The sequence below is a fragment of the Sphingomonas sp. BK235 genome, from assembly GCF_004345855.1.
In the GTDB taxonomy this organism is placed as follows: Bacteria; Pseudomonadota; Alphaproteobacteria; order Sphingomonadales; family Sphingomonadaceae; genus Sphingomonas.
In genome coordinates this window covers 297,570-313,908 of sequence record NZ_SLXN01000001.1, presented here as the reverse complement: position 1 = coordinate 313,908, position 16,339 = coordinate 297,570, and the positions used below count along the sequence as shown (strand labels likewise).

Genomic DNA, 16,339 nt, shown 5'->3' with positions numbered 1-16,339 from the left:
GCACGATCGTCCGCCGCTCAGACCGCGGTCTTGCCATATTCCTGGCGGGTCACCGGATGGCTCGACGACAGCCCGCCGTCGACCACGATCGCCTGGCCGTTGACGTAGCTGGCGTCGTCGCTGGCGAGAAACAGCGCGACGCGCGCCAATTCCTCGGGCTGCGCGCCGCGGCGCAGCGGGTTGAGCCGGCCGAGCCGGTCGAGCTTGCCCGCCTCGCGCGCGTAGTCGAAGGTCGGCCGCGTCATCCCCGTCTCGGTCAGCCCGGGGCAGATCGCGTTGACCCGCACGTTGCTGCCGCTGAGCTGCTGCGCGGCCACCTGCGCGAGGTTGATCACCCCCGCCTTGCTCGCCGAGTAGGCCGGCGACCCCGCCCCCGAGCGCAGCCCGGCGACGCTGGCGGTGAGCACGATCGCGCCGCCCCCGCGCGCGGCGATCAGCGGCGCGGCATGTCGGAGCGCGAGGAACGGGCCGATCAGGTTGATGCGCAGCACCTCGGTGATCAGCGCCACGTCGGTGTCGAACAGGTTGGCGAGCCCGCCCGAGATGCCGGCGTTGGCGAACATCACGTCGAGCCCGCCGTGCCGCTCCGCCGCCAGCGCGACCAGCCGCGCGACATCGCCCTCGTCGCCGGCATCGCCGCGGAACGCCAGCGCGGTGCCACCAGCGTCAGCGATCGCGGCGGCGGTCGCGTCGGCGCCCTCGCTGACGTCGGCGGCGACGACGCGGCCGCCCTCGCGCGCGAACAGCAGCGCGGCGGCGCGGCCGATGCCCGAGCCGGCGCCGGTGACGACGATCGACTTGCCCGCGAAGCGCATCCGCTCCCCCTCCCCGCTCATGCCCCGGCGCGCCCGGCGAAGTGCCACGCCGCGCTGACCAGCAGCGGCAGCCGCGCCGCGGTCTCCTGCGCGCGCGCATTGGCGGCGGTGCCGACCAGCACGCGCTTGCGGATGCCCTGGACGATGCTGGCGAGGCGGAAGAAGTTGAACGCGAAATACCAGTCGATCGCGAGTGGCTCGTCGCGCCCGGTCCGCGCCGCGTAGCGCGCCAGCATCTCCTCCAGCGTCGGGATGCCGGTGGCATCGCCGGTCAGCCCCATCACGCCCGAACGGCCCTCGGGCTCGGTGACCCAGCTCATCAGATAATAGGTCAGGTCGGCGACCGGGTCGCCCAGCGTCGACAGCTCCCAGTCGAGCACCGCGGCGACGCGTGGTTCCTCGCCCGGTGCGAAGCGCATGTTGTCCACGCGATAGTCGCCGTGGACGATGGCGGTGCGGGTCTGCGGCGGCACCGTGCGCGGCAGCCACTCGATCAGCCGCTCCATCTCGGGCAAGGTCTCGGTCTCGGCGCCGCGATATTGCTTGGTCCAGCGCGCGACCTGGCGCTCGAAGTAATTGCCGGGCCGGCCAAAGTCGCCGAGGCCGAGGCGCTCGGGGTCGAGGTTGTGGAGATCGGCGAGCGTGTCGATCATCGCGCGGTAATGCGCGCGGCGGGCCTCGGGCAGCAGATCGGGCATGGCGCCGTCCCAGATCGTCCGCCCCTCCACCATCTCCATGACGTAGAAGGCCGAGCCGATCACCGCCGCGTCCTCGCACAGGGCATAGGGCCGCGGTACGGGGAAGCCGGTGGGGTAAAGCGCGGCGATGACGCGATACTCGCGCTCGACCTGGTGCGCCGAGGGCAGCAGCTCCCCCATCGGCTTGCGCCGCAGCACGTAGCGGCGCGCGGGCGTGTCGAGCCGGTAGGTCGGGTTCGACTGGCCGCCCGCGAATTTGGCATAATCGAGCGGGCCGGCGAAGGCGGGCACGTGCTCGGCCAGCCACGCGCCCAGCCGCGCGGTGTCGAGCCGGTCACGCTCGGCGAGGTCGCGCTGGATCGAAGGATCGTCGCTCATGCGAAGACGATCACGCTGCGCGTCGAGTCGCCGCGGCGGAGCTCGTCGAAGGCGTGGTTGATGCGTTCGAGCGGCAGCCGCTCGGCGATCAGCGTGTCGAGGTCGAGCAGCCCGCGCTGGTAGAAGTCGACCAGCCGCGGCACGTCGATCGGGAAGCGGTTGGAGCCCATCAGCCCGCCCTGCAACCTCTTGCCCGAGAGCAGGTCGAGCGCGGAGAGGCCGACCGACTCGGCCGGCGGCAGCATGCCGAGGATCGTCGCGGTGCCGCCGCGGCGCAGCACCGCCACCGCGGTCGCGGCCGACTGCGGCCGGCCGACCGCCTCGATCGCGTGGTGGACGCCGCCGCGGGTCGCCTCCACCACCGCCGCGGCGACACCCTCGGTGGCGCTGTCGAACGTGTCGGTCGCGCCGAGCCGCTCGGCGATGGCGCGCTTCTCGGGCACCGGATCGAGCGCGACGATCCGCCCCGCGCCCGCGATCCGCGCGGCGTTGATCGCGGCGAGCCCGATCCCGCCGCAGCCGACCACGCACACCGTCTCGCCCGGCGCGACGTCGGCGGTGTTGAACACCGCGCCCGCGCCGGTCGTCACCGCGCAGCCGATCAGCGCGGCGCGGTCCAGCGGCATGTCGCGGTCGATCGCGACGCAGGCGTGTTCGTGGACCAGCATCTGCTCGGCGTAGGCGGAGAGGTTGAGCATCTGCGCCACCGCGCCCCCGTCGGCGAGGCGCAGCCGCGGCTCGGCGCCGCGCGGCCGCCGCGTCTCGCCGCTAACGCACAGCGACATGCGGCCGCTCAGGCAGAACTCGCAGTGGCCGCAGAAGGCGGAGAGGCAGGTGACGACATGGTCGCCGGGCCTGACGGTGCGCACCTCGCTGCCGACCGCCTCGACCACGCCGGCCGCCTCATGGCCGGGGATGGCGGGGAGCGCGTGCGGGTAGAGGCCGTCGACGAAGTGCAGGTCGGAGCGGCACACGCCGACCGCGGCGGTGCGGATCAGCACCTCGTGCGCGAGCGGCGCGCTGACGGTGACCTCGGCGATGGTGAGCGGCTCGCGCGCGGCGGTGAGGACGGCGGCTTTCATGGGCGACCACCGCGGGGCTGGCGAGGCACCCCCGCCCCCCGCCCTGCCGTCATCTCGAACTCGTTTCGGGATCCACGGTGCCGCATACTCAGGTCTTGCGGCGCTCGCGGAGGGTGGCGAGGCACCCTCGCCTCCCGCCTCGCCGTCATCCCGAACTCATTTCGGGATCCACGGTGCCGCGCACTCGGATCACGCGGCGCTCGCGGAGGGTGGCGAGGCACCCCCGCCCCCCGCCCTGCCGTCATCCCGAACTCGTTTCGGGATCCACGGTGCCGCGCACTCAGGTCCTGCGGCGCTCGCGGGACGGTGGATCCTGAAACAAGTTCAGGATGACGCCAGTGGGGGAGGACGGCGCACCTGCCCACCCCGGATGATCGCTCTGCGATAGACCCAACAACGAATTCACCACGACGCAAGGCGGACGAGAGGCCGCCCGCCCTCACCCCCCTCACCGGCTCACCCCGACGTCGCCGCTCGACGGCGCACCGCGCCCGCCCACCTCGCCATATTTCCCGAACTCGTGCCGCGCGATCGCGCGACAATGCACCTCGTCCGGCCCGTCGGCGAAGCGCAGCGTCCGCATCGAGGCCCAGGCGTGCGCCAGACCGGCGTCCTCCGCCACGCCGGCGCCGCCGAACGCCTGGATCGCGTCGTCGAGGATCTGCAACGCCATCGTCGGCGCCTGCACCTTGATCATCGCGATCTCCTGCTGCGCCGCCTTATTGCCCGCCTTGTCCATCATGTCCGCGGCCTTGAGGCAGAGCAGCCGCGTCATCTCGATGTCGATCCGCGCGCGCGCGATCCGCTGCTCCCACACGCTGTGATCGGCGATGCGCTTGCCGAAGGCGACGCGGGCGAGCAGCCGCCGCGCCATCTTCTCGATCGCCACCTCGGCGACCCCGATCGTGCGCATGCAATGGTGGATCCGCCCCGGCCCGAGCCGCCCCTGCGCGATCTCGAAGCCGCGCCCCTCGCCCAGCAGGACATTCTCCACCGGCACGCGCACGTCGGTGAAGCTCACCTCGCCGTGGCCGTGCGGCGCGTGATCATAGCCGTAGACCGAGAGCAGCCGCTCCACCTTCACGCCGGGTGTGTCGAGCGGCACCAGCACCTGGCTCTGCTGCTGGTGGCGCGAGCCCTCGAGGCTGGTCTTGCCCATCAGGATACCGATCCTGCAACGCGGATCGCCCACCCCCGACGACCACCATTTGCGCCCGTTGATGACGTAGTGATCGCCGTCGCGCTCGATCCGCGTCTCGATGTTGGTCGCGTCGGACGAGGCGACCGCGGGCTCGGTCATCAGGAAGACCGAGCGGATCTCGCCCTCCATCAGCGGGCGCAGCCACGCCTCCTTCTGCGCGCGCGTGCCGTAGCGGTGGAGCACCTCCATGTTGCCGGTGTCGGGCGCGGAGCAGTTGAAACACTCGCTGGCCCAGCCGATCCGCCCCATCTCCTCGGCGCACAAAGCATATTCGAGGTTGGTCAGTTGCTCGCCCTCGAACGCGAAGGTGTCGTCGACATGCTGCTGCCCCGAGTGCGGCGGCATGAAGAAGTTCCACAGCCCCTCGGCCTTGGCCGCGCGCTTGACCTCCTCGATCACGGGCACGACCTTCCAGCGCTCGCCGCTCGCGAGCTGCTGCTCATATTCATGGTCGCGCGGTGCGATATGGCGGGCGATGAAGGCGCGCACCCGGTCGCGGAAATAGGTCTCGCGCTCGCTCAGCGTGAAGTCCATCGCCACCCTCTCCTTCTCTCGCGCGACCGGCTTAGGCCATACCGATTATTCGGTAAAGCGCGGTTCGTCGCGCCGCCGCTCCGCTGATCCGCGACAGCGGAAAAGGGACTGTATCTTCGAAAGCAGCGTGCTAACCTCCTGACGATGGGGGAAGTGAGGACCGACGATGCCAGCGCCACCCGCCGCTTCCGCGAGAAGCGCGAGGCGATCCTGGCCGCCGCCGCCGAGGCGATCAACGAGCAGAGCGCGAAGGGCATGACCTTCGCCGACGTGGCGCGCCGCGTCGGGCTCAACACGACCAGCGTGACCTATTATTTCAAGCGCAAGGAGGATCTCGCCGCCGCCGCGTTCGAGCATACGCTCGACTATCTGCTCGCCATGCTCGACGAGGCCGCCGCGCCGCCCGATCCGGTCGCGCGGGTCGAGCGGTTCGTCACGCTCAACATGGTCCGGCTCGCCCGGATCGAGCGCGGCGAGGAACGCGCCTTCGCGGTGCTGTCGGACCTGCGCGCGATGGACGAGCCGGTGCGCGCGCGGCTGATGGCGCGGTGGCGCGAGGTGTTCCGCCGCACCCGCGCTTTATGGGGCGAGCAGCGCGCGCGCGGCGCGGTCGACCTCGCCGGCGCGCGCGCGCACGTGCTGCTGGAGAATATGTTCTGGCTGCCGGCCTGGCTGCCGCGCTACGACGCCGACCAATATCCGCGCGCCGCCGAGCGGCTGATGGACCTGTTCCGCCACGGCCTCGCCGGCGCGGACGCACGCTGGGCGCCGCGGCCGCTGACGCTCGAGCAGGACGATGCGGTGCCGGGGCGCGACGCCTTCCTGCTGGCGGCGACGCGGCTGATCAACGAGCTGGGCTATCGCGGCGCCTCGGTGCAGCGGATCGCCTCCGAGCTCAACGTGACCAAGGGCAGCTTCTACCACCATCTCGACGCCAAGGACGATCTGGTCGCGGCCTGTTACCGCCGCAGCTTCGACACGATCGCGGCGGCGCAGCGCAGCGCCGATGCGCGCGGCGGCACGCATTGGCAGCGGCTGTGCGACGCGGTGGCGACGCTGGTGGGGGTGCAATTCTCCGACAGCGGCTCGCTGCTGCGCACCACCGCGCTGAGCGGCCTGCCGCCGGGCGAGCGCCAGCAGATGGTCGATCGCTCCACCCGGATCGCGCGGCGCTTCGCCGGCACGCTGATGGACGGGGCCGCGGAGGGGACGATCCGCGCGGTCGACAGCCTGATCGCGAGCCAGGCGCTGATGGCGCTGCTCAACGCCGCCTTCGACATGCGCAAATGGGCCGCGACCATGCCGCGCGAGCGCGCGGTCGGCCTCTACGCCTCGACCTTGCTGTTCGGGATGTTCGACGATCGTCTGCTGGGGGAGTGAGCGAGGCGCGGGACGGCGCGGCGCGACTTGGCTGGAGCGACGTCTGACCGATCCTTGCCTGCAGGCACCGCACTTCGGACCGCCGGGAACGCTTTTCACCTTCCGTCATCCCGGACTTGTTCCGGGATCCACGGGTCCGAACCCAAAAGGTTCATTGTCGCGGGCGCGGCTAGCTCCACCCGTCATCCCGGGCTTGACCCGGGATCCATCGCGCCGCGAGAGCCGCCCGCGTTGCTCTCGCGGCACGGTGGATCCCGGACCAAGTCCGGGATGACGGAAGGATTGGGGAAGGGACACTTCTCAACCAGGGCCGCCAAGTCTGCACCCGACGATACGACACATCGCAGTCCCGTCGGTGAAGGCGCGCCGCAACGCGCTACACCGGCGTGCCGAGCGCCTCGGTACGCGCGCGGATCGCGAGCTGGTTGTGCGGGCCGCGCCGCCGCGAGAATTCTCGCACCGAGCAGCCCAGGAACAGATGACTGTCGCGCAGAAAGTGCGACCGGTCCCAATAGCCCGCCTGTTCGAGCGCGGCGGGCGCCGCCTCGGGCTCGGTCAGCACCGCGCTGACCGCGCGCAGGAAGCGCGTGCGGCGCAACAGCAGCTTGGGGGTGAAGCCGAAGCTGAACCGCGTCAGCGCCGCCAGCGCGCGCGGTGTCATCTCCAGCATCTCCGCCACCGCCTCGATCCGCGTCGTTCCGGGATCGCGCAGCAGCGCGCAGAGCCGGTCGATCCGCGGGTCCGCCGGCGGGCGACGCTGCAACCGCGCCTCCAGCCACGAATCAAATACCTGATGGAAGGATTCGCCCGATTCGAGCGCGGTGCGCAGCGACTCGGCGCCGGGATCGAGTTCCTCCAGCGGGATCACGCGGTTCGACAGCCGCGACACGTCGCCGCCGAACATCTGCGCCCAGCCGAACGGCAGCAGCCCCGCGCCCACCAGCGTGCCCCCGGAGCCGCTGACATAGCCGGCATAGCTGCTCGGCCCGGTCAGCGCGACCGACGGCATCGGATCGTAATGGCGGCTGCCGACGCGCATCGACCAGGGCGGCGTTCCGGCGAGCGAGACGCGGATCGTCGCCACGCTCGGGAAGAAGGCGTCGTGGAAGATGTGCCCCGGCATGACCGGCGCGGCGAAGCGGTGATACCCCGTGACGTAGCGGGCCAATGCCTCGCTCGGCCGGTGGTAAGCGACGCCGACGCTTTCCTGATCCCCCATTGGCGCCCCCCAGCGACCCTTATTTACACGTCCTTACCGCGGTCACGCCGTCCTGCAAGTGTTTGTCCCGGAACGAACCACAATAAGCGCACATAGATCAGCGAGATGGTCGCCACGCCCGCGCGCGACAGCCGCGGCCGGCCCCGCTATAATTTAATTATGTTCCGGCCCAAGCACCGCGCTGTCCCGATCGTACTCGCCGCGGTGACCGTGGACGTGATCGGCTTCGGCATCGTCATGCCCGTCCTGCCGGGGCTCATCACCGCGCTGGGCCACACCGATCTGGCGCATGCGACGGTGATCGGGGGGTGGATGCTGGCCGCCTTCGCGCTGGCGCAGTTCGTCGCCGGGCCGGTCTTGGGCAATCTCGGCGACCGCTTCGGCCGGCGGCCCGTGCTGGTCGCCGCGATGGTCGCCTTCGCGCTCGATTACGCGCTGATGGCGGCGGCGCCGTCGCTGGCATGGCTGTTCCTCGGCCGCGTCATCGCGGGGATCGCGGGGGCGAGCTACGGCCCCGCGGGCGCGGTGATCGCGGACGTCACCCCGCCCGAGCAGCGGGCCGCGGGTTATGGCCTGCTCGGTGCGGCGTTCGGGATCGGCTTCGTGATCGGCCCCGCGCTGGGCGGGTTGGTCGCGCATTGGGGGCCGCGCGCGCCCTTCGCGCTCGCCGCCGCGCTCGCCGCGGCCAATGCCGCGGCGATGCTGCTCTTCCTCCCCGAGACGCTCGACCCCGCCAACCGCCGCGCGTTTCGCCTGCGCGACGCGCATGTGATCGGTGCCTTCCGCCCGCTGTTCGCCGCGGGCAACGCCGCGCCGCTGCTGGTCGCCTGGTTCCTGTGGCAGCTCGGCGGCATCGTCTATCCCGCGGTGTGGAGCTTCTGGGCGACGCTGCGCTTCGGCTGGAGCGCGGCGGCGATCGGGTGGAGCCTCGCCTGGGTCGGCTTCCTCCAGCTCCTCGTCCAGCTCCTGCTCACGCGCCGCGCGGTGGAGCGGCTGGGCGAGCGCGGGGCGGCGCTGATCGGGCTGATCGCGGGGGCGGCGACCTTGTTCGCTTATGCCTTCGTCACGCAGGGCTGGCAGGTCTATGCCTTCTTCGTCGTCGGGGCATTGGGTGCCCTGGCCTGGCCCGCGATGAATGGGCTGCTCAGCCGGCTGGTCGACGCGTCGCGGCAGGGCGCGCTCCAAGGTGGGTTGGGCAGCATGAACTCGGTCGCGGCGGTGTTCGGCCCGCTGATCGCGGCGCAGAGCCTCGCCTGGGGCGCGCGCCGCGGGATGGACGGGCTGGCGTTTCTGGTCGCGGCGACCCTGATCGGTGCCGCGGCATTGATCGTGGCGGTCGGCGTCCCCAAGCTTGGCCGCGACAACGGAGACGCGCGATGATCGACCTGCATTACTGGCCCACGCCCAACGGCCACAAGATCACCATCTTCCTCGAGGAGGCGGGGATCGACTATGCGATCCACCCGGTCGATATCGGCAAGGGTGACCAGTTCCGCCCCGAGTTCCTGGCGATCTCACCCAACAACAAGATGCCCGCGATCGTCGACCACGCCCCCAGCGACGGCGGCGCACCGATCAGCGTCTTCGAGAGCGGCGCGATCCTGCTGTATCTCGCGCACAAGACCGGCCAGTTCGGCGGCGCCACGCCCCGCGCGCACGTCGAGGTGCTGCAATGGCTGATGTGGCAGGTCGGCGGGCTCGGGCCGATGCTGGGACAGAACCATCATTTCACTCGCTTCGCCCCCGAGCGCGTCCCTTATGCGATCGACCGCTACCTCAAGGAGACGCACCGGCTGTACGGCGTGCTCGACCGCCAGCTCGCCGGGCGCGACTATGTCACCGGCGACGCTTATACGATCGCGGACATGGCCTGCTTCCCCTGGATCCTGCCCGAGCCGCAGGGGCAGGACATCAACGACTTCCCGCATGTCGCGGCGTGGCACGCGCGCATCAAGCAGCGCCCCGCGGTGGTGCGCGCCTATGAGCGCGCCGCTGCGGTCCAGACGCCCGCCTGACGCCGCCGCCGCGGCCCAGAGCGTGGTCGGGCCGCGGCGCCGACACCGCGGGTCGTGTCGGTTAGCTGGCCACGCCCCGCCACGACGGGGGGCGGGTCGGCCTGGCCGGCTCAGCCCAGCGACCAGAGATCGCCCGCATTGACCACCGGCATCTTGGAAGCGAGCGCCGCCACCGCGATCTGATGCACCAGCTCGGTCGGGGCGGTGCACAGGTCCGCGATCACGCGCCGGTCGAGCAGCGCCGCCTCCGCCGACAGCGCGGTATAGGTCACGCAATTCTGCGTCATCATGCCGCAGATCAGCAGCTCGCCGGTGTCGAGCAACTGTGCGCCGAGGTCGGTGTCCTGGAAGGCGTCGGGAAAGCTCTTGGTGATGATCGGCGCACCCGGCGCGGCCGCCATGATCGCGGGGCGCACCACGCTGCCGGGATCGTCCTCGGCGAAGGGCCCGCCGGCGCTGACGTGGCGCACCAGCACCACCTGGTCGCCCGCTGCATGGGCCGCGCCGATCGCCGCCACGATCCGCTCCTCCACCGCCTCGGCGCGCCACAGCGGCAGCGCGCCGCGCGAGAAATAGGTGTTCTGTATGTCCACCACGAGCAGGGTGCGCCTCATGTCAGCTCCTCGATTTCTCGCCCCGGTGCCTCATCATAGCGCGTGCTGCGGGCAACGCGCGCCGCGGCGCCAGCTTCTGTCGACCCGCACCGGCGCGGTCGCGGCCGGGCATTGATCCGCCGCCATCTGCGGCTAGCCTGGAGCGATGCACGATCCCTCCTCCCCGACCGGTCTGCCCCGTCTGCTCGAGGCGCTGACGCGCGACGGCGCCGCGACACGCTGGCACGGCAGCATTCCCGACGACTGGCTCCAAGGCCGCACCGCCTATGGCGGCGTGTCGAGCGCGATCGCGCTGCACTGCGCGCGACAGGTGGAGGAGGCGCTGCCGCCGCTCCGCTCGGCGCAGATCGCCTTCGTCGGTCCGCTCGCGGGGGCGATCACGGTCGAGGCGCGACTGCTCCGCCGCGGGCGCAACGCCGCCTTCGTCGCGGCGGAGGTGAGCGGGGCGCAGGGGCTGGGACTGCGCTGCACCTTCGTGTTCATGCGATCGCTCGCGGGCGCGCTGGCGCATGAGCGCGACGGGGGTCCCGCGGTCGAGGCGCCCGCTCCCGACGATGTCGTGCTGCGCGGCCACCCCCAAGTCGCCTTCACGCGTCACTTCGCCTTCGTCGACCGGCCCGATGCGGACGATCCCGCGAGCTGGCGCCGCTGGGCACGGCTGGAGGAGCGCGACGGGCTCCACCCCGAGGTCGAGCTGGTCGCGATCGGCGACTGCCTCCCTCCGGCCGCGCTGCGGCTGCTCGGCATGGGGGCGCCGGTCAGCTCGATGACCTGGACGATCAACCTGCTCGGCGCCGCCACCGCGAGCGCGGACGGCTGGTGGCTGGTCGAGGCGGTCACCGATCACGCGCGCGACGGCGGCTCGTCGCAGCGGATGGCGATCCGGGACGCGGCCGGTCGCGCGGTCGCCGAACAGATCCAGTCGGTCGCGATATTCGGCTGACACACTTAGCGACAAAATAGCGGTTCCCCGACATGCTGCCGCGACAAGCGGCACCTAGGGCGACGGCGCGGGCGGGGCACGAGCCCTGCCCAAGCTGTCGAGGGGTATCGAATGAAGACCTTGCTCTCCGCCGCTGCGCTCGGCGCCGCCGCGCTCGCGACCGCCGCCCCCGTGCTGGCACAGGATCCTCCCGCCGCGGGGCGTGCCGACGCACCCGGCGCGCCGCGTGGCGGCCCCTGGGGCGCCGCCGACCGCGACGATGACGGCGTGGTGACCCGCGACGAGGCCGCCGCGGAGGCCGACCGCCGCTTCGCCGCGATGGACACCAACGGCGACGGCAAGATCGAACGCGACGAGCGCCGCGCCGCGCGTCCGCCGCGTCCGCCGCGCGACGACGTGCCGCCCCCCGGCGCAGGCGTTCCCCCGCCCCCTCCCCCGCCAGGTGCGGAGGTGCCCCCGCCCCCGCCCCCGCCCCCGCCCCCGCCCCCGCCGGGCGTCGGCGACGACGACGATCGCGGCGCGCGTGGCGCCCGGCGCCACCGCGGCGGCGCGCGCGCGATCACGCGCGACCAGTTCCGCGAGCGCGCGCTGCGGCAGTTCGACCGCGCCGACACCAACCATGACGGCCGCGTCGATCGGCAGGAGCGCGAGGCGATGCGGCTGCTGATGCGCGCGCGCCGGATCGGGCCCGACGGCGAGCTGCGCGGCGGTCGCGGCGCACCGCCCGTCGAGCGCGACTGACGCACCGGTCTTCCCATGGAGGCACGAGCTATGGCAGGCCCCCACGACATGGGCGACATCCCCCACCTGCTGCTGGTCGACGACGAGCGCTCGATCCGCGAGCCGCTCGCCGTCTATCTGACCAAACAGGGCTTTCGCGTCACCCAGGCGGGCGACGCGGAGAGCGCGCGGACGCGCATGGCGGCCTATGCGATCGACCTCGTCGTGCTCGACATCATGATGCCGGGCGAGGACGGCCTGTCGCTGTGCCGCCACATCCGCGCCACCGGGGAAGTGCCCGTCATCCTGCTCACCGCCAAGAGCGAGGAGACCGACCGCATCGTCGGGCTGGAGATGGGCGCGGACGATTATGTCGTGAAGCCGTTCTCCCCGCGCGAGCTGGCGGCGCGGATCAAGGTCGTCCTGCGCCGCACCGCGGGCGGGGCGGTGCGCCAGCACGCGCCCGAGAGCGGCGCCTATGCCTTTGCCGGCTGGCTGCTCAAGACCGGCGAGCGCGCCCTGGTCGACCGCGAGGGCGTATCGGTGCCGCTGTCGACCGGCGAGTACAACCTGCTGCTCGCGCTGGTACAACGGCCGCGCCAGGTGCTGACGCGCGACCAGCTGCTGGACCTGACTCAGGGGCGCGAGGCGGCGGCGTTCGACCGCGCCATCGACAATCAGGTGAGCCGGCTGCGCCGCAAGATCGAGGGCGACCCCAAGGCGCCCGAGATCATCAAGACGGTATGGGGCGGCGGCTATGCGCTCTCCACCGACGTGACGCGGCTGTGAGCGCGCGATGACGCCACGCCGCTTGCCGTGGCCGCGCAGCCTGGCGGGGCAGATGGCGCTGCTGGTCGCGCTGGCGCTGTTCGTCGCGCAGGCGATCAACCTCGCGCTGCTGCTGCGCGAGCGGAGCAGCTTCCGCGTGGCGCAGGCATCGCGCCCCGCCGCGTTCCGCCTCGCCGACGCGATCGATCAGGAAGCGAGCGGGCGCCGGATCGCGCCCGACCGCGGCCGCGTCCGCGTCGCCGCGCGCAGCCCGATCACCGCCGACATGGACCCGCAGCCCGAGATGGCGCGCGAGATCCGCACCCAGCTCGACGAGTTCGGCGTGCGGATGCGCCGCGTCGAGGTCGCGATCGCGCCGCCGGGAACGTACAAGGTGCCGCTCAGCCGGTTCGAGCGACGGATGGCGGCGCGCCACGGTCCCGAGCCGCTGCCCGAGTCGATCGTGATCGCCGCGCAGCAGCCGGGCGGGCGCTGGCTGGTGCTCGCGGGCGGGCTGCCGCGCGGCGACACGCGGCTGTTCTGGCGGCTGCTCGCGCAGACGCTGATCCTGTACGGCATGGTGCTGTTGCCGGTGCTGTGGGTGGCGCGGCGCATCTCGCGCCCGCTGCGCGAGCTCGCCGCCGCCGCGCGCGCCTATTCGCCGCGCACGCCGCCGCGCGCGCTGGAGGAGGACGGGCCGCCCGACGTCGCCGCGGTGATCGCCGCGTTCAACGCGCTCAGCCTGCGCGTGACCGCGATGCTCGACGAGAAAGACCGGATGCTCGGCGCGATCGGCCACGATCTGCGCACGCCGCTCGCGGCGCTGCGCGTGCGGATCGAGTCGGTCGAGGACGAGCAGGACCGCGCGCGCATGGCCGACACGATCGCGGAGATGAACCGCACGCTGGAGGACATTCTGTCGCTGGCGCGGCTCGGGCGCCCGAGCGAGCCCGAGACCGAGGTCGATCTCGCCGCGCTGGTCGACGCGGTGGTGGAGGACTTCCGCGATCTGGGCGACGACGTCACCTTCGAGGAGGCCGAGCGGCTGCGGATGCGGCTGCGCCCGTCGCTGATCCGCCGCGCGGTGCGCAACCTGATCGAGAATGCGGTGAAATATGCCGGCGCCGCCGAGGTGTCGCTGCGGGCCGAGGCGGCGAGCGCGGCGATCGTGGTCGCCGATCGCGGGCCGGGCATCCCGGCGGATCGGCTCGACGACGTGTTCGGCGCCTTCATCCGGCTTGAGACCTCGCGCAACCGCGAGACCGGCGGGATCGGGCTGGGGCTCGCGCTGGCGCGCGCGATCGTCGAGGAGGCGGGCGGGGCGATCGTGCTCGCCGCGCGCGAGGGCGGCGGATTGGTCGCGACGATCACGCTGCCGCGCGGCTGACGCGCGAGCGGCGGAGGTCGGATCCACCGCGGTCGTACGGTGTTCGGGCGTTAGCCGTAGCGCAGAACGATAGGCGCCGCGCGCGGGGCTCTGGGCCCCTGCGTGCGCAGGCGCACCGGCTGGTTCGCACCAGTGGATCACACGCCGGGGGAGGAACCGCACCGCGGCCCCTCCCCGATCGGCTCAGTTGCGGTAGGCCACCTTCTTCACCGCGGCGACGATCTTGTCCGCCGAGATCAGCGCCAGCTTCTCGAGGTTGGCGGCATAAGGCAGCGGCACGTCCTCGTTGGTGACGCGCAGCACCGGCGCGTCGAGGTCGTCGAAGCCCTGCTCCATCACCACCGCGGCGATCTCCGAGGCGATCGAGCAGGTCGGCCAACCCTCTTCCACCACCACCAGGCGATTGGTCTTGGCGAGGCTCTTGAGTACCGTCTTGGTGTCGAGCGGGCGCAAGGTGCGCAGGTCGATCACCTCGGCCTCGACGCCCTCGCCCGCCAGCTTCTCGGCCGCCTCGAGCGCGAGCCCGACGCCGATCGAGTAGCTCACGATCGTCACGTCCTTGCCCTGGCGCATGATGCGCGCCTTGCCGATCGGCAGCACCCAATCGTCCAGCTTGGGCACCTCGAACGAGCGGCCGTAGAGCAGCTCGTTCTCGAGGAACACCACCGGGTCCTGGCTGCGGATCGCCGCCTTGAGCAGGCCCTTGGCGTCGGCCGCGTCATAGGGCGCGATCACGATCAGGCCCGGCACCGAGGCGTACCACGGGCCGTAGTTCTGCGAGTGCTGCGCGCCGACGCGGCTCGCCGCGCCGTTGGGTCCGCGGAACACGATCGGGCAGCGCATTTGGCCGCCCGACATATAGTTGGTCTTGGCGGCCGAGTTGATGATGTGGTCGATCGCCTGCATGGCGAAGTTGAACGTCATGAACTCGACGATCGGCTTCAGCCCGCCCATCGCCGCGCCGGTGCCGACGCCGGCGAAGCCGTATTCGGTGATCGGCGTGTCGATCACGCGCTTGTCGCCGAACTCGTCGAGCAGGCCCTGGGTCACCTTATAGGCACCCTGATATTGCGCGACCTCCTCGCCCATTACGAACACGCGCGCGTCGGCGCGCATCTCCTCGGCCATGGCGTCGCGCAGCGCCTCGCGCACGGTCTGCTTCACCATCTCGGTGCCCTCGGGCACCGCGGGGTCGCTCACCTCGGCGTCGTGGCGCGCCGCCTCGAACATCTGGCGCGCGCCGGTCTCCACCTTCTCCTGCGCGGGATGCGCCGAATCCTCGACCGTGTCGGACTTCTTCTGCTCGTCGGCCGCCGCGTCGGCGCGCGGCGAATCGTCCTTGGTCGCGGCGGGGGCGGCCGAGTCCGCCGACCCCGCCTCCTCGCCCTCGCCGGCGAGCTGGAGGATGACGGTGCCGACCTTCACCCCGTCGGTGCCCTCGGCCACCAGGATCTTGGCAACGGTGCCCTCGTCGACCGCCTCGAACTCCATCGTCGCCTTGTCGGTCTCGATCTCGGCCATGATGTCGCCGGACTTCACCGTGTCGCCTTCCTTGACGAGCCACTTGGCGAGCGTGCCCTCCTCCATCGTCGGGGACAGCGCCGGCATCTTGATGTCGATCGCCATCTCAATACTTCTCCACCAGGACGTCGGTATACAGTTCGGCCGGATCCGGCTCGGGGGTGCTCTCGGCGAAATCGGCCGACTCGTTGACCTGCTTGCGGATGCGCTGCTCGATCGCCTTGAACTCGTCTTCCTTGGCGCCGTGCGTCTCGCTCAGCACGCGCTTGACCGCCTCGATCGGGTCGGACTTGTCGCGCACCGCCTGCACCTCGTCGCGCGAGCGATATTTGGCGGGGTCGGACATCGAGTGGCCGCGGTAGCGATAGGTCTTCATCTCGAGGATGATCGGCCCCTTGCCCGCGCGCACCCAGGCGAGCGCCTCTTCCGCCGCGCCGCGCGCCGCCAGCACGTCCATGCCGTCGATCTGCAGGCCGGGGATGCGGAAGCTCTCGCCGCGCTTGTACAGCTGGTCCTCGGACGAGGCGCGGTTGACGCTGGTGCCCATGGCGTACTGGTTGTTCTCGATCACGAAGATGATCGGGAGCTTCCACAGCTCGGCCATGTTGAAGGCCTCGTACACCTGGCCCTGGTTGGCCGCGCCGTCGCCGAAATACGCCAGGCAGACGCCGCCGTCCTCGCTGTACTTGTGCTTGAACGCGAGACCGGCGCCGAGCGACACCTGCGCGCCGACGATGCCGTGGCCGCCGTAGAATTTATGCTCGACGCTGAACATGTGCATCGAGCCGCCCTTGCCCTTGGAGATGCCGGCCTGACGCCCGGTCAGCTCCGCCATCACGTCCTTGGGCGGGATCCCGCACAGCAGCATGTGGCCGTGGTCGCGATAGCCGGTGATCACCGAATCGGCCTCGGTCAGCGCCGACTGGAGCCCGACCGCGACCGCTTCCTGGCCGATGTAGAGGTGGCAGAAGCCGCCGATCAGGCCGAGGCCGTAGAGCTGCCCGGCCTTCTCCTCGAAGCGGCGGATCAGCAGCATGTCCTCGTAGAATTTGAGCAGCTCTTCC

Annotated in this window: 15 protein-coding genes; 7 read left to right on the top strand and 8 right to left on the bottom strand. The window is 71.5% G+C overall.

Annotated features, from left to right (window positions below; all coding sequences use genetic code 11):
• Positions 1-17: 17 nt before the first annotated feature.
• From EV292_RS01370 to EV292_RS01355, 4 genes are all read right to left on the bottom strand, one after another.
• A complete protein-coding gene (locus EV292_RS01370; protein WP_207913310.1) occupies positions 18-836 on the bottom strand; it encodes an SDR family oxidoreductase in 819 nt (272 codons plus the stop codon).
• Positions 833-1,891 (bottom strand): phosphotransferase family protein, encoded by a 1,059-nt coding sequence (locus tag EV292_RS01365; RefSeq protein WP_132907403.1) that lies wholly within the window; start codon positions 1,889-1,891, stop codon positions 833-835. Before EV292_RS01365 ends, EV292_RS01370 begins: the two co-directional genes overlap by 4 nt.
• Complete coding sequence (locus EV292_RS01360) at positions 1,888-2,973, bottom strand: Zn-dependent alcohol dehydrogenase (RefSeq protein ID WP_132907402.1); 1,086 nt, start codon at positions 2,971-2,973, stop codon at positions 1,888-1,890. The genes EV292_RS01365 and EV292_RS01360 overlap by 4 nt, the downstream gene beginning before the upstream one ends.
• Positions 2,974-3,421: 448 nt before the next feature.
• The gene (locus EV292_RS01355; RefSeq protein WP_132907401.1) at positions 3,422-4,708 is read right to left on the bottom strand and encodes an acyl-CoA dehydrogenase family protein; all 1,287 of its coding nucleotides are present in this window, start codon (positions 4,706-4,708) and stop codon (positions 3,422-3,424) included.
• Between the two features lie 144 nt (positions 4,709-4,852).
• Here EV292_RS01355 and EV292_RS01350 point away from each other — a divergent pair, with 144 nt between their 5' ends.
• Positions 4,853-6,088 (top strand): TetR/AcrR family transcriptional regulator, encoded by a 1,236-nt coding sequence (locus tag EV292_RS01350; protein ID WP_132907400.1) that lies wholly within the window; start codon positions 4,853-4,855, stop codon positions 6,086-6,088.
• A gap of 376 nt (positions 6,089-6,464) precedes the next feature.
• On the opposite strand, the gene EV292_RS01345 is transcribed toward EV292_RS01350, so the two are convergent.
• Positions 6,465-7,307 (bottom strand): helix-turn-helix domain-containing protein, encoded by an 843-nt coding sequence (locus EV292_RS01345; RefSeq protein ID WP_132907399.1) that lies wholly within the window; start codon positions 7,305-7,307, stop codon positions 6,465-6,467.
• Between the two features lie 105 nt (positions 7,308-7,412).
• Between EV292_RS01345 and EV292_RS01340 the strand changes: the two genes are divergently transcribed.
• Together EV292_RS01340 and EV292_RS01335 are read left to right on the top strand one after the other, a co-directional pair.
• Positions 7,413-8,687 (top strand): MFS transporter, encoded by a 1,275-nt coding sequence (locus EV292_RS01340; protein WP_243693545.1) that lies wholly within the window; start codon positions 7,413-7,415, stop codon positions 8,685-8,687.
• A complete protein-coding gene (locus EV292_RS01335; RefSeq protein WP_132907397.1) occupies positions 8,684-9,322 on the top strand; it encodes a glutathione S-transferase N-terminal domain-containing protein in 639 nt (212 codons plus the stop codon). The genes EV292_RS01340 and EV292_RS01335 overlap by 4 nt, the downstream gene beginning before the upstream one ends.
• A 110-nt stretch (positions 9,323-9,432) precedes the next feature.
• Here the strand turns inward: EV292_RS01335 and EV292_RS01330 are convergent, their stop codons facing one another.
• Positions 9,433-9,936 carry an isochorismatase family protein gene (locus EV292_RS01330; RefSeq protein ID WP_132907396.1) on the bottom strand — a complete coding sequence of 168 codons (504 nt, stop codon included), beginning with the start codon at positions 9,934-9,936 and terminating at the stop codon, positions 9,433-9,435.
• 145 nt (positions 9,937-10,081) lie between these two features.
• On the opposite strand from EV292_RS01330, the gene EV292_RS01325 reads away from it, so the two are divergent.
• From EV292_RS01325 to EV292_RS01310, 4 genes are all read left to right on the top strand, one after another.
• Positions 10,082-10,879 carry a thioesterase family protein gene (locus tag EV292_RS01325; RefSeq protein ID WP_132907395.1) on the top strand — a complete coding sequence of 266 codons (798 nt, stop codon included), beginning with the start codon at positions 10,082-10,084 and terminating at the stop codon, positions 10,877-10,879.
• Between the two features lie 111 nt (positions 10,880-10,990).
• Positions 10,991-11,620: a hypothetical protein gene (locus tag EV292_RS01320; protein WP_132907394.1), complete on the top strand. Its 630-nt coding sequence runs from the start codon at positions 10,991-10,993 to the stop codon at positions 11,618-11,620.
• A 48-nt stretch (positions 11,621-11,668) separates the two neighbouring features.
• Positions 11,669-12,388 (top strand): response regulator, encoded by a 720-nt coding sequence (locus tag EV292_RS01315; RefSeq protein WP_132908114.1) that lies wholly within the window; start codon positions 11,669-11,671, stop codon positions 12,386-12,388.
• Between the two features lie 7 nt (positions 12,389-12,395).
• On the top strand, positions 12,396-13,754 hold the full coding sequence (locus EV292_RS01310) for a HAMP domain-containing sensor histidine kinase (RefSeq protein ID WP_243693544.1): 1,359 nt from the start codon (positions 12,396-12,398) through the stop codon (positions 13,752-13,754).
• A gap of 183 nt (positions 13,755-13,937) precedes the next feature.
• Here the strand turns inward: EV292_RS01310 and EV292_RS01305 are convergent, their stop codons facing one another.
• Positions 13,938-15,380 (bottom strand): pyruvate dehydrogenase complex E1 component subunit beta, encoded by a 1,443-nt coding sequence (locus EV292_RS01305; protein ID WP_132907393.1) that lies wholly within the window; start codon positions 15,378-15,380, stop codon positions 13,938-13,940.
• Between the two features lies 1 nt (position 15,381).
• Positions 15,382-16,332 carry a pyruvate dehydrogenase (acetyl-transferring) E1 component subunit alpha gene (gene pdhA, locus EV292_RS01300; RefSeq protein WP_243693618.1) on the bottom strand — a complete coding sequence of 317 codons (951 nt, stop codon included), beginning with the start codon at positions 16,330-16,332 and terminating at the stop codon, positions 15,382-15,384.
• Positions 16,333-16,339 lie beyond the last annotated feature (7 nt).